The organism is Fibrisoma limi BUZ 3 (assembly GCF_000296815.2).
GTDB lineage: Bacteria > Bacteroidota > Bacteroidia > Cytophagales > Spirosomataceae > Fibrisoma > Fibrisoma limi.
In genome coordinates, this window is the sequence record NZ_CAIT01000006.1 from 1,888,526 (window position 1) to 1,901,086 (window position 12,561).

11 protein-coding genes are annotated in these 12,561 nt (G+C 54.2%); 4 read left to right on the top strand and 7 right to left on the bottom strand.

The window, feature by feature from the left end; all coding sequences use genetic code 11:
- Positions 1-25: 25 nt before the first annotated feature.
- The 3 genes from BN8_RS15685 to BN8_RS15695 all read right to left on the bottom strand — a co-directional run bounded on the left by BN8_RS15685 (position 26) and on the right by BN8_RS15695 (position 2,112).
- Positions 26-916 carry a YitT family protein gene (locus BN8_RS15685; protein ID WP_009282887.1) on the bottom strand — a complete coding sequence of 297 codons (891 nt, stop codon included), beginning with the start codon at positions 914-916 and terminating at the stop codon, positions 26-28.
- A 253-nt stretch (positions 917-1,169) separates the two neighbouring features.
- Complete coding sequence (locus tag BN8_RS15690) at positions 1,170-1,556, bottom strand: hypothetical protein (RefSeq protein WP_009282888.1); 387 nt, start codon at positions 1,554-1,556, stop codon at positions 1,170-1,172.
- 103 nt (positions 1,557-1,659) lie between these two features.
- Positions 1,660-2,112 carry a GNAT family N-acetyltransferase gene (locus BN8_RS15695; RefSeq protein ID WP_009282889.1) on the bottom strand — a complete coding sequence of 151 codons (453 nt, stop codon included), beginning with the start codon at positions 2,110-2,112 and terminating at the stop codon, positions 1,660-1,662.
- A gap of 53 nt (positions 2,113-2,165) precedes the next feature.
- Here BN8_RS15695 and BN8_RS15700 point away from each other — a divergent pair, with 53 nt between their 5' ends.
- From BN8_RS15700 to BN8_RS15710, 3 genes are all read left to right on the top strand, one after another.
- Complete coding sequence (locus tag BN8_RS15700) at positions 2,166-3,551, top strand: hypothetical protein (RefSeq protein WP_144051680.1); 1,386 nt, start codon at positions 2,166-2,168, stop codon at positions 3,549-3,551.
- 282 nt (positions 3,552-3,833) lie between these two features.
- Positions 3,834-4,244, top strand: coding sequence for a DoxX family protein (locus BN8_RS15705; RefSeq protein ID WP_051041064.1), 411 nt, complete (start codon positions 3,834-3,836; stop codon positions 4,242-4,244).
- A 37-nt stretch (positions 4,245-4,281) separates the two neighbouring features.
- Positions 4,282-5,475: an N-acetylmuramoyl-L-alanine amidase gene (locus BN8_RS15710; RefSeq protein ID WP_040006143.1), complete on the top strand. Its 1,194-nt coding sequence runs from the start codon at positions 4,282-4,284 to the stop codon at positions 5,473-5,475.
- Positions 5,476-5,499: 24 nt separating this feature from the next.
- Here the strand turns inward: BN8_RS15710 and BN8_RS15715 are convergent, their stop codons facing one another.
- The 4 genes from BN8_RS15715 to BN8_RS15730 all read right to left on the bottom strand — a co-directional run bounded on the left by BN8_RS15715 (position 5,500) and on the right by BN8_RS15730 (position 11,148).
- Positions 5,500-8,949, bottom strand: coding sequence for an ATP-binding protein (locus BN8_RS15715; protein WP_229368032.1), 3,450 nt, complete (start codon positions 8,947-8,949; stop codon positions 5,500-5,502).
- Positions 8,950-9,305: 356 nt separating this feature from the next.
- Positions 9,306-10,112, bottom strand: coding sequence for a PhzF family protein (locus tag BN8_RS15720; RefSeq protein ID WP_009282894.1), 807 nt, complete (start codon positions 10,110-10,112; stop codon positions 9,306-9,308).
- Positions 10,113-10,122: 10 nt separating this feature from the next.
- The gene (gene hxpB / locus BN8_RS15725) at positions 10,123-10,788 is read right to left on the bottom strand and encodes a hexitol phosphatase HxpB (protein ID WP_009282895.1); all 666 of its coding nucleotides are present in this window, start codon (positions 10,786-10,788) and stop codon (positions 10,123-10,125) included.
- Between the two features lie 72 nt (positions 10,789-10,860).
- Entirely contained in the window at positions 10,861-11,148 is a 288-nt protein-coding gene (locus BN8_RS15730) for a YciI family protein (protein WP_040005861.1), read from the bottom strand.
- A 91-nt stretch (positions 11,149-11,239) separates the two neighbouring features.
- Between BN8_RS15730 and BN8_RS15735 the strand changes: the two genes are divergently transcribed.
- The gene (locus tag BN8_RS15735) at positions 11,240-12,544 is read left to right on the top strand and encodes a hypothetical protein (RefSeq protein WP_009282897.1); all 1,305 of its coding nucleotides are present in this window, start codon (positions 11,240-11,242) and stop codon (positions 12,542-12,544) included.
- Positions 12,545-12,561: the final 17 nt, after the last annotated feature.

Here is a 12,561-nt window from a genome sequence, read left to right on the forward strand (position 1 = left end):
AGCCTTTCCAGCGTTTGTGATCCGGCTAATGAATTGGCCTTCCCTTGACCATGCCCCCTTTGGCATCATCGACACCGTGATTGACAATAAACGCCTGATCGTCAATACGCTCAATCCGGTCTTTCAGCCGCGTTAGCTCAAGGCGGGTTACCACCGCGTAAAGAATGTTTGTGTCCTTGTCCCGATGGCCGCGTTTACCGTATCCTTTCTCGCCTTTAAAGACCGTAACCCCACGGCCCATGTCCTCCGTTATCATCTGGCGGATAGCTTCGTGTTCGTCCGAGATGATCAGCACGGCCGTGTATTCTTCAATACCATGAATAAGAAAATCAATCGTTTTCGAAGCCGAGAGGTACGTGAGCATCGCATACAGCGCCGTTTCGATGTTTGTCAGCATGGCAGCCGCGCCAAACACGAGGATGTTGATAACCATGATGACGTCGCCCACCGTCATGGCTGAACGGCGACTTACGTAAATAGCCAGTACTTCGGTGCCGTCCAGAACGCCCCCTCCCCGGATGGCCAGCCCGATACCGGCCCCGAGAAAGAAACCCCCGAATACTGAAATCAGCAGTTTATCGCTGGTCACAACTGGGTAAGGAACGGTTACGAGACAAATCGCCAGCAGCCCGATGGCCACAACGGTACGCATTGCGAAACCGGGCGAAATCTGCCGGAAACCCATCCAGATAAACGGAATATTCACCAGTATGACCAGAAAAGCGAGTTCAACGCCCGTAACCAGTTCGAGGAGCAGCGAAATACCCATGGCCCCGCCGTCGAGGAAGTTGTTGGGCAGTAAAAACCCTTTCAGACCCATGCCGGCACAAAGAACCCCGGCGCACAGAAATCCGAGGTCTTTCAACCACCGGAGCTGCGTTTGTGAAGAAGATATGAGTGTTGTAGATGATACCATATAAAGAATGCGAATGAAATAATTGAACGTATCCACCAGGACCCGGCACGAATTGGCCCCCTACCCGGCCGCTGCTTCCCTCTGCGCAAACGAAACCCACCCCACAATGCCGATGATACGGGCGGGTCAGGTCAGACGGATGTCAAGCAGTACATTGACCGACGCATCCATGACCGACGACCGAAATACGAATGACATCTAAACCGACTGGTTCGATGAAAGCAGAAGCAGCTACCGATGAAGAGACAATGGCTCAGGGCGCATTGATGGTGATCTGGTGCTCGAAGATAGAGCGCAGAAAACCAAAGGAGTAGTACGAATGAAAGGGGCGTTCTGCCGCAAAAACAATCAACTGGCGATATATTTCGCTCGTCCAGCCCGGCAGAATAAACAACGGGGAAGTAAATGAGAAACCCGCCCGCTGACTGATGATCGCTACAGAAGCGTTCCCGTGCACCTGGGGCACACAGTGCGACTCGTCAGCAGCCGTATTCGGTACATCGCACGAAAGATAGGCTTGTTTGCTCGTTGGGGCTGTAGCAGCTTCCGGTCGGGTATACAGCCATACCAGCAACCAGACGGCCAGTAGGCCACCCAGCCACTTGATCTGCTGTCGTATGTCCAACGTCGCCTGCTTCATGCTAACAAAGTTCTACCTTATTGGTCGAACGTGCAATGTATCCGACTGGGTTCCAGCCAACGGCATTTTCGTTAAAACGCGACTGAGCGCCAGCTTGTTTTATTTACAATTTTTTCTCCAGCACAATGGTCAGGCCGCGTTTTCCCTGCATCGTTCCGATGACGTCGAAGCCGTGGCGCAGGTTCAGGATGAGCATCTCCCGCCATTGATTGTACGTATGCGTGCGGATTGCATGGTAGCCGTTTTGTCGGCACCAGTCGTGCTGTTGGCGCATCAGCTCCGAGGCAATCCCACGCCCCCGATACGCCGGATCGACGCAGCCCAGCCAGCTATAAAAATGCCCCGGCTGGCGTTCGTAGCCAATTTTACAGCCGACAAGTTGTTCCCGGTCGGTTGCGAGCAGTATCACGAGCGGAGACCGATGCTGCTGATACGTCAGGTCGGCGGCAACCTCCTCCGCCGACTGGTTGACAAACACCCCGGTCAGTAACCTAATCAACGACGAACGTAAGGGCTCCTCAGGCAGGCCAGGTATCGAATTATACTGAATTTGCATAGGCAAAATGGGCAAAAAAGTTATTTTTGATGGTTGGTCCCGTACACGTTGCTATGATTGAACAAGCTACTGAAACTCAGACTCCCGAAGTTACCGAGCCCGCCGTTACCGAACGCCACGAACAACTGCGCGAACTTGCCAGCCAGAGCTGGAATCTGGAACTGGTTATCTCCGGCGCAGCCCTGTATGCTACCTTAAGCCTCCCCGAGCTACTGGACAGCGCCCTGAATTACTACCGGTACAACCTCATGCTCAACAACGATTATTTCCACGATATCCTGCCTATTCAGGTAATCGGGTTGAGCAAGGGAGCCTGTTACGTTCTGTTTGCTGCTTTTCTTGTCAATTTCATCATGCGGGCATTCTGGGTCGGGCTGGTTGGCCTGCTGGCCGTCTACCCCGACGGTATCAAATACGATCAGATCTACAACCTTAGTCAATACGCGCAAAAAGAATATGCCCGACGGATGGGTCGGCTTTCTGACTACGCTATTCGGCTCGACCAGCGCTGCAACGTCATTTTTGCCCTGGCCTTTATGCTAACGATCACACTGCTCGGAGTCGCCTTCCTTTACTGTATTCTGGTTGTTTCCGTTACCCTTATCCAGTGGTTGCTTTCCCCGACTGCCTACGCTACGTTCGAACGTATAGCGACTCCTATACTCCTGGGATTCTTTGTCGTTTATATGATTATGATGTTAGTCATGAATCTGCCAAAATTCCGCGATAATCCCCGGCTGGCTCCTGCATCGTTTAAACTTACCCAGGCAAGCAGCCTCATGTTCCTTGGTCTATACCGTCCGGCCGTCTATATCCTGTTCACGTTTTACAGCCAGATTCCCAAGGCGATCCTACAACGCCGACTGCTGACGTTTACACTGTTTTTTACAGGGGTGCTGATCGTATCAATGGTTATTGAGATTACGCAGCATAGTGGTGCTGTCAGTGCGTTCGACGGTCGTTCGTTTATTACCTTTCGTGACCCTGGCCGAACGGCCGACGCCAACTCATTTGATAATCTGCGGCCAGCCAGTGAACTGATCAAGAAAGCCAGTATTCAGTCGGATGTGATTCGGGAGCCGTATATCCGGCTTTTTATCGCGTACCCGAAAATGCTGGATGCGGAGCTAAACAAGCGGTTTATCGAGCCGACCTGGTCCGATACGCTGACAAAAGAAGAAAAACGGAAAGAGCGGGCGAGCTGGTATTTACAGACGTTTGCGAAATATTTCCAGGTTGCAATGAACGATTCGGTGTACCAGCAGCCGGAATATCTGTTTACCCAGCGCCCCGATAACGATCAGCGCGGCCTGACTACCGTACTGCCGGCAGAAAACTTACCTGTAGGGAAAAATGTATTGAAGCTCACCGTACCTGATTCGGCAAGCAAACCGAAGATGTATTACCAGATTCCGTTCTGGTACATACCCGAGAAGTAATCAATGATCGGGGCACTTCTTGCAGCGCTTACCCTTCTTGTATTTCTTGCAGCACTTTTTCAGAACGCACTCCTGACCAACGAAAGGGTTGTCGCCAAGTGATTTGGCTACTGCATTGAACTTAACTCCAACTTGCTCTGACTCAGCGAACATACTCTAACTGTCGTTTACGCTACAAATGTCAGGCTTATTTAGAATAAATACAAACAAGATGACTAAAAAATTTACGGTACTGATTGTCTCCGCTGGGGAGCGCCGGAAATGTCTACCCATCCGTTGCCAATGAACATTGCGTCGACGCTACACAAACTTCGCCCCTACGCGCCTTTTCTGCTGCGACTGGCGTTCGCCTACGAACTATACGACGTAGCCGGACACACAGCCCTGCACCCAACCGAAGGCGTACCGGGCTATGCGGAATGGCTCAAAAGCCTGGGTTTTCCTTTTCCGCTCGTAAGCGCTGCCCTGTCGGCCTACGCAGAATTCCTTGGGGCTATTTTGATGGTATTGGGGTTCAAAACCCGGTGGGCCGCCCTGGCCCTGCTGATTAATTTTTCGCTGGCTATCCTCGTCGCTCACGTAGCCATCGGCGACACGTATAAAAACGCCATGCCTGCCATTAACCTATTCGCCATGAGCGTTTTTCTTTTACTCAACGGCCCTGGCAAACCCTCGATTGATGAAGGACTCTAACTGCTTACGCTTCCTGTTTCTTCTGATAATTAGTCTGATGGGTTCAACCAGGACCTCCGCCCAGACAACCGCTATTCAGGATACGTTATTAACGGGCTATACTACCTCTTCGCTAACCCCTCTGTACTACGGCCTCGGCACCGACCGGCTCGGAGGTGCCCGTATGGAAACCCTTGATTCCGGTGTAGTGCTCACCATTACGGGTCGGGTCGACCGGGGGCCTGATACCACGCAACGGCTCTGGCGCATTCGGCTGGCCGGCGCTCTAACGGCTTTTGTGCCGGCTGCGCAGGTCACCACCGATACGTTGCCTACCGGTCACAGCCCGACGGGTTTATTGACTGGCAACTGGACGGTTTACGGCGATACAGCCAAACCCGCCCGTTTCGATTATGTAGCTATTCGTTTGCCCGCCCGATTGCCCTACCGAAGCCAGCAACAGGTTGACCCCAGCCGTATCCTGATTGATATCTTCGGTGCAACGGCCAACACCAACTGGATTACCCAGCTACGTTCGGTGCAGGCGATTCGTGCCGTGTGGTTTGAACAGCTAACCGACGACGTTTTCCGGGTGTACATCGACCTGAAGCAAGCGCAGTCGTGGGGGTATTCGATCTATTACCGCCAATCGACACTAATCGTCCGGGTCAGGCGTCCACCGACGCGCCGTTCGCTCCGGGGTTTGACCATCGCCGTTGATGCCGGGCATGGTGGCTCCAACACGGGTGCACGGGGGTTGCAATCGGGCCTGCTGGAGAAAAACCAGACGCTCGACGTAGCCCAACGGCTTCAGAAGCGGCTGGAACGGGCCGGCGCTACCGTACTGATGACGCGCCTGTCGGATACCAACATTGGCCCCAGTGACCGAATCAGGGCCATGCGTCGGGCGTTGCCTGATCTGCTGGTGAGCATCCACTTCAACTCGTCGGGCAATACGGCGGTGCGGGGCGTCAGTACGTATTACAAACACGTCGGTTTCCGACGGCTTAGTGAGGCCGTTCTGAATCAATTGGTTCGGGCGAGGGTTGGCAAAGCCACTACGAGCGAGTTTGGCAACGTTGGCCACTTCAACTTCTTTTTCAACGGCCCCACCGATTACCCGAACGTACTGGTTGAAGGGCCGTTTCTAAGCAATTCGGCCGACGAAGCGTTGATCGCGACGGAACAGTACCGCGAACAAATGGCCAAAGCCATCCGCCGGGGCATTAAGCGGTTTGTCCGACAAAAATGATCAGAACGTAGCTATAGAACCGCTTTAAGTAGAGAGCCCGGCGGGTAGATACACGCTGAACGTTGAGCCCGACCCTGGCTGACTCGTAGCCGTGATGACGCCACCGTGGTTCTGCACCACTTTTCGGCAAATGGCCAGCCCGACACCCGTACCAGCAAATTCATTTCGGCCGTGCAGGCGCTGAAAGACCCCAAAGATGCGGTCGACGTATTTGTCTTCGAAGCCGATCCCGTTGTCGGTGACATCGATGCGGTAGTAGGTTGTGGTTTCCCGCGCCGGCTTTACGCTAACGGGCAGTTCTCCGGCTGCGAGTTCATTAACCGTTATGCGGATTTCCGGCACTACCCCAACCCGCTGGAATTTAAGAGCGTTACTCAGGAGGTTTTGAAAGAGCTGCCCCAGTTGCGACGCATCGCCCGGGACTTTGGGCAAGTCATCGACCAGAATCTGTGCGCCAGATTCGTCAATAACGATCGACAGCGTATCGAGTACCTGATTGATTACATCCCTGAGCGAAACAGGTGCAGGGGGCGTTTGTCGGGTCGAGATGCGTGAGAAGGCAAGCAAGTCTTTGATAAGCAAAGACATCCTGCTCGACGCCGACTGCATCCGCTGGATAATGTCCCGCCCCGCGTCGTCCAGCATATCGCCATACTGGCTTTCCAGAACCGTACCGAACGACTGGATTTTACGCAGGGGTTCCTGGAGATCGTGCGATGCGACGTAGGCAAACTGCTGCAGGTTTTCGTTGGAACGTAGCAGGTCCTGCACCGATGTTTCGAGTTCCTGGGTACGTTGCTGAACAAGCCGATCCAGTTCGGCCGAAAGCTGCCGATACCGCGCTTCACTTTCCTCGGTTTGCCGGGCCGCCTGAATCTGCGCAGTCACTTCCGTCATGACCTGCAAAACACCGGTTCGGTTGTCGCCTTCGTAGTAAGGGGTACAGGATAGATTGAAATACGCAGTTTCCGGCCGCTCGTCGCGATACACCGGCATCGACACGCCCCAGCCATGATAGGGCTGGCCGGTTTGATATACCTGCCGGCATTGCTCCACAACATCCTGTCCGGTCAATTCCGGCATTACCGTCAACAGCGACTTACCTAATACGTCAGGCTGCCACTCGAATACGTTCAGAACGGCCTGGTTAGCCAGCTCAATCGTTAACTCCTCGCCCTTGACCAGCAGCATGGCCACGGGTGCCTGCTGCACCAGTGCCCGCAACCGCGTTTCGGCCTGCTGCCGGGAACGCGACAAGTCTACATGCGTACGTACCTTGGTCAGCAGTTCCTGCGCGGAAAACGGCTTCACCAGGTAGTCGTCGGCCCCGGCTTCCAATCCGTCGATCCGGGCTTCCTGCCCCGCCCGAGCCGACAAAAAGATCAGCGGAATGCGGGCCGTTGCCGGATTGTCCTTGACCTCGCGCAGAAACGCTTTCCCATCCATGACCGGCATCATAACGTCGCTCAGAATCAATTGGGGCGGATTGAGCAACACCTGCTGCAGGGCATCGACACCATTTGCGGCCGTGCGAACGGAAAAGTGAGGCTCCAGCAACCGGACCAGATACGCCCGCATATCGGCATTATCGTCAACAACCAGAATCGTAGTGGTCTTATCCGGGTTCTCCTGTTCCACCGCCTGGTCGGCCGTTGCTGTCGGCGACTGCTCGCCCGATAGAAGGGTACTGGCTTCCTTCAGGAAACTATTGGCCAGTTGGCTGATGCCGTCGTGACGCTCCTCCTCCACTACCTGACCAGCGGGCAAGTGCTGTTTGCCAAGCGGAATACGAACGGTGAACGTACTACCCACACCCTCCTGGCTGGTAACCTCGACCTGTCCCTGGTGCAGCCGGACGAGTTCGTTTATCAACGAAAGGCCGATACCGGTCCCCTCGTGCGTGCGGCCACCGGCATTTTCGACCCGGTGGAACCGCTCGAACATATGCGGTAGTTCGCGCTCAGGAATACCGACCCCGGTATCCGATACCCGCAGAACAACCATGTCCGCTTCGGTGGTCAGTTCAACCCCGATGGTGCCCTGCAACGTGTATTTGAAGGCATTGGAAAGCAGATTGAGCACAATTTTCTCCCACATGTCGACATCCACGTACACGGCGGCATCGAGGGGCTGGCAGTTTACGACCAGTTGCATACCCGCTTTTTCAATAAGCGACCGGAAGCTGCTGGCCAGATCGGTCGTGAGTCCGGCCAGATCGACGGGGCGGTACGTTGCCTGGACACGCCCCGCTTCAAGCCGACTGAAATCAAGCAGATTGTTGACCAGTTTCAGCAGACGCAGGGCATTGCGATGAGTAGTTTTCAGGGGTTGCTCCAGCGCCGGTGTCTGAGCGTCTTTGCTATGAATAAGCTCCTCCAGCGGACCAAGCATCAACGTCAGCGGTGTGCGAAACTCATGGCTGATGTTGCTGAAAAATGCCGTTTTGGCCCGGTCAATAGCAGCCAGCGCTTCGGCTCGTTTCTGTTCTTCCTGATAGGCATATACGTTCGAGAATGCGGAGTTGATCGTATTGCCCAACATGTCATAAAACGTCAGGTAGTCGGAGTCGAGTGCCCGGCGGGGGCTTACCCCAGCAAGCAGAAAGCCTAAGGGTTCGCTTCGGGCGGAGATCTGAATCGGCAGGAACACGACCGTGTGGGGCGGCTCCGGATAAGGTCCATTGACCAGTGGCCTTACGGTTTCAGCCAATTGTTTAATCACCTGTGTTCTCGTCAGGTTGCCTATCCAGCTCGTGTTTTCTGCATCAATTTCGGTTAAATCAGGCGAAATAAGTCTATCCGGCGCGAGCCCCGTGCTGTGTACAAGCCGGGCCGATTTGCCAGCAGAATCAAGTTCATAGACCAGCAGAAAAGGCAAATCAAGTGCAAAATCCGCCTGCACGCTTGTCAACCCTTCGTAGATTTCCGTATTCGTTTTTGCCGGTCCGGTCCGGGCGGCAATATCCCGCAGCAACTGCGTCCGGCGGGCGCTTAGCATCTTGTCGGTTGTTTCCGTAATGGGGTGAAAGATGCCCCCTACCTCCCCTGATTCAGCGCGGATGGGTGCAAACGAAAACGTCATGAACGCTTCTTCGAGGTACCCATTCCGGTCGAGAAACATCCGTTGGTCCTGAATGTAGGTACCCTCTCCCTGTTGCCCACGCGTAAACGCATCGCCGACCACGGGTAGCGCCGTTTCCCAGCAGATACGGAAATTCTGCCCCATGGATTCCGGATGTTTGGCCCCGCAGATTGGCCGGTAGCTGTCGTTATAAAGCTGAATAGTTTCCGGGCCCCAGGCAATCAGAATTGGGAAGGTAGAGGACAGACATAGACTTACCGACGTACGTAAACTCTGAGGCCATTCCTCAATCGGTCCGAGAGGTGTCTTCGACCAATCCATCGATCGGATTAGCTTTCCCATTTCTCCACCCCCAGCCAGAAACTGCGCGGTAGATTCGGTCGCACTCATCATTGGCATGCTACTGAAACAAACTGGTATAGACAATGTAGTGGTTCAGGGGGAATGGCCAGCGAATCAGTAGTTGCCCCTCATTCAAATCCCGACCAACTACGTTTCTGTCATACTCCCTTAACCTGATACAAACTTAAATCAATATTGACAACAAAGAGATACAGCTATTTTCCTTATCTACACACAGTTCTCTACCAATCACTTGCCAACAAAGATAACTAACCTATCATGCTCTTAATCAATCGTTTAGTCACTCAGTAAATTTCCGCTCATACTGATACCCCGAGTCGACTGGGGTGCCAGTATGAGCTTTTTATCACCAGCAGGACTATGTACCCAGTGTCGATTACGGCTGATTAATCCCCCAGAATAATCTCTCCTCTGAGGTATAGTTGCACCTGCCCCGTAATATCGACCCGATCATCGTGGAGTTTACAGCGGAGGAACCCACCCCGTTTGGATAACTGGCGGGCCGTCAGTTCCGTTTTGCCCAGCTTCTCGGCCCAGTACGGTACCAGTGTCGTATGCGCCGAGCCCGTAACCGGGTCTTCGTCAATGCCGGATTGAGGGCCGAAAAACCGCGATACAAAATCAATACCGCTGTCGGGATCGCCCGGTGCCGTGACAATAATGCCCCGGGCAGGTACCGTGCTCAACTCCCGGAAATCGGGGTCAAGGGCTTCGATCTGTTCCTGCCGTTCGAATACCAGCAGGTAATCCGAGCGGCCTTTCAGAATGGCACTGGGCCGTTCGTGAAAACTGTTCTGGAGCGCTGGAGGCTGTACGTTAGGCTTCTGTATTACATCCACGGGAAAATCCAGCGTCAGCCAGCCGTCTTCGCCCCTGCACACTTTCAACGTACCGCTGCGGGAATCGAACTGAATTTCGTCAACCTCCGGGCGGTCCTCCAGGAAGTAGACAACGTAAGCTGTTGCCAGCGTTGCATGGCCACAGAGATCGACTTCAACAGTAGGCGTAAACCACCGGATATGGTAGTGATTCGGCTGGTCGGTTTTGACGTAAAATGCGGTTTCAGCCAGGTTGTTTTCGGCCGCGACCCGCTGCATGGTTTCGTCGGGCAACCAATGCTCCAGCGGACAAACAGCGGCCGGATTACCGGCAAATAACCGATCGGCGAACGCGTCAAGTTGATAAAGGCGCATGTAACGGAAGTCAGTTTACGGTTTCGAGTTTTAGGAATAATTCGGCGTTAAAAGCTGTCAATGAAGGAATGATGTAGTCGGCAAGGGCAAATTTAGGATCATCCAGTTCATATTCCGCCGGCACGGCAACGGTACGCATACCCGCTGCGTGAGCCGATTTTAACCCATTTCCGGAATCCTCAAAAGCCAGACAATCGGCGGGCGATACGTTCAGTTTGCGCGCGGTACCCAGATAAACATCCGGCGCGGGCTTGTTGTGGGCTTCGAGTGTGGCGGAATGCCAGACGGTAAAATAGTCCCGAATGCCCAGCCGATCGATTACCAGTTCGATCAGGTGCATGGGCGAGGCCGAAGCAATAGCCATTGGTATCGACCTTTCTCTGAAGAATTGCAGAATAGCCAGGGATCCCGGCATCGGGCCGGCCAGCCGACCGATCCGGTCATAGGCTCCGGCCAGGATTTCATCACTAAGTTCGTCGAGGTCGCGGCCGGTCCAGGGAAAGCGTTCGTACCAGTAGTCGACTACGGCACGGGTCGGCAAACCGGTCGTCCGCATGCAGTCTTCGTCGGTCAGCTCCAGGCCAACGGTTCGGAACACATCTATTTCAACGATCCGCCAGTGGGGTTCAGAGTCCACCAGCAGACCATCCATATCAAAAATGGCAGCTTGAATCATACGTCCAGGTTGTATTCAGTAAAATCGGTCTGTCCGGCCGGTCATCCGTGCCGGTAGCACAAACCCACTTTCTTAAACGTCTGCTTTACGAAACGGTTTGATATCTACGTTATCCCATACGTTGCCGATGAGGTACGGTTCGCGCTGAAGCCACTGCTGAAGGGCTTCTTCCGTCTCGAACTCAACCACCAGCATTGAGCCAATCATCTTCCCATCCGGATCGAGCAGCGCCCCCCCAATGATAAATTGCCCCTTCGCTTTGAGGTCCCGAACCGTATCAAAATGCGCCGGACGCACCGCCATTCGCCGGTCATACGCGTCGGCGTCGGTATGGTCGTAGGCATGTACAACGTATTGCATAAAAAAGTAATATTGAAAAATAAGCCGTTTGCTGGAGGCTCCGTTACTTTGTGTTCGGAAGTCGCCAAGATACCATCTTTTTTCGTATCCAATGTCCGTCGAGCTAGTCTTCATTGGCAAACTTTTACTCTCCTTTTTCCTGACCGGGCTCATTTTCTACGTCAGCACCCGGGCCGAGCGCTTCCGGCACCGCCTGGACGGCCAGGAAAACCGGTGGCTGACGGGCGCTTTTGTCGCATTCCGGCTCATTCCGTTCGTTGTGGTCTATCTGATTCTGGATGAATACCCACGGGGCGATGTTCCGTTCTTCTACGAAAAAGGTGCCAAAGCGTTGCAGGGGGGCCTGGTTTACGTTGATTTCTGGTCATTTCATGCGCCTATCTTCGCCTACATCCTGGCCTTACCGCTCGTGGTCTGGCACAGCGCCAAGGCTATCGTTCTGCTGATGCTGCTGGGCGAATGGCTCACGGTGCATCTGACGTACCGCTATTACGCGACCCGCGCCGGTAAGACACCCAGCGACTCGGCCCTGTCGGCGCTGCTCTACTGGCTGCAACCCGCCCCGCTGGTGATCTGCCTGCTGGGCGGCCAGGAAGATATCTGGCTCTGGCTCTTCGGCTTGCTGTCGGTACAGGTACTCAATCGCAGCCACCTGTCTGATGGTCAGGCCTGGTTTCGGGCTGGACTGATCATGGCCGCTGCCTTACTATGTCTGAAGGTAACCTTCGTGATGATCCTGTTTCCGGTGTTCTTTCTGGTACGTAACAAGGCGCGATTTGTGGGGGCGCTGGCGCTGGTGGGTGTTCCGGCCCTGCTTGGTCTGTATGTCATCGTGGGTACGGCCTTCCTGATGCCCATGCAGCATGGCGATCTCCCCTTTTCCCCTAATCTGTCAACGGTGCTGCGGCCGTTTCTGGGTGTCTGGATGACCGACGTACCGCTCAAAACCCTGAACTGGATCGGCCTCTGCCTGACTCTGCTATTCCTGGTGACTACGGGTTTACGTTACCGGCACCTGTCCTATCGGCAAGCCTTTCCAGCCCTCTGGATCATTACGTTTGGCTGGTTCATGCTGTTGCAGGCCAGTGCGATGGCGTATTACATCTTTATTTTTCTGGTGGCCTTTGTCTTTGAACTTGTTCCCTTATCGAATCGTCGGCGCATCGTTTTTCTGGTGGGGATTAACTGGCTGGTGGTTGTGCAGCCGTTCGTGTCTGTTTACTACGGTCAGCCCCTGTTCAATTCGCTCAGTCAGTTGGCCAGCCCCACGAACCTGCTGATTTATGCCCTCGAAGCCGCTACGGTGGGCTGCGTAGGCGGCATGGTATGGCTGGCTTACCAGCGTCTCGCCGAACTGAACGTAGTCCGCAAGCCGGAACCGATATCCCAGGAATAGGTTTGTTTGTCACATAA

Excerpts from the sequence above, each read along its gene's own strand:
- BN8_RS15685 (WP_009282887.1), bottom strand. The coding sequence starts at position 916 with ATGGTATCATCTACAACACTCATATCTTCTTCACAAACGCAGCTCCGG.
- BN8_RS15690 (WP_009282888.1), bottom strand. The coding sequence starts at position 1,556 with ATGAAGCAGGCGACGTTGGACATACGACAGCAGATCAAGTGGCTGGGT.
- BN8_RS15695 (WP_009282889.1), bottom strand. The coding sequence starts at position 2,112 with ATGCAAATTCAGTATAATTCGATACCTGGCCTGCCTGAGGAGCCCTTA.
- BN8_RS15700 (WP_144051680.1), top strand. The coding sequence starts at position 2,166 with ATGATTGAACAAGCTACTGAAACTCAGACTCCCGAAGTTACCGAGCCC.
- BN8_RS15705 (WP_051041064.1), top strand. The coding sequence starts at position 3,834 with ATGAACATTGCGTCGACGCTACACAAACTTCGCCCCTACGCGCCTTTT.
- BN8_RS15710 (WP_040006143.1), top strand. The coding sequence starts at position 4,282 with ATGGGTTCAACCAGGACCTCCGCCCAGACAACCGCTATTCAGGATACG.
- BN8_RS15715 (WP_229368032.1), bottom strand. The coding sequence starts at position 8,949 with ATGATGAGTGCGACCGAATCTACCGCGCAGTTTCTGGCTGGGGGTGGA.
- BN8_RS15720 (WP_009282894.1), bottom strand. The coding sequence starts at position 10,112 with ATGCGCCTTTATCAACTTGACGCGTTCGCCGATCGGTTATTTGCCGGT.
- hxpB (WP_009282895.1), bottom strand. The coding sequence starts at position 10,788 with ATGATTCAAGCTGCCATTTTTGATATGGATGGTCTGCTGGTGGACTCT.
- BN8_RS15730 (WP_040005861.1), bottom strand. The coding sequence starts at position 11,148 with ATGCAATACGTTGTACATGCCTACGACCATACCGACGCCGACGCGTAT.
- BN8_RS15735 (WP_009282897.1), top strand. The coding sequence starts at position 11,240 with ATGTCCGTCGAGCTAGTCTTCATTGGCAAACTTTTACTCTCCTTTTTC.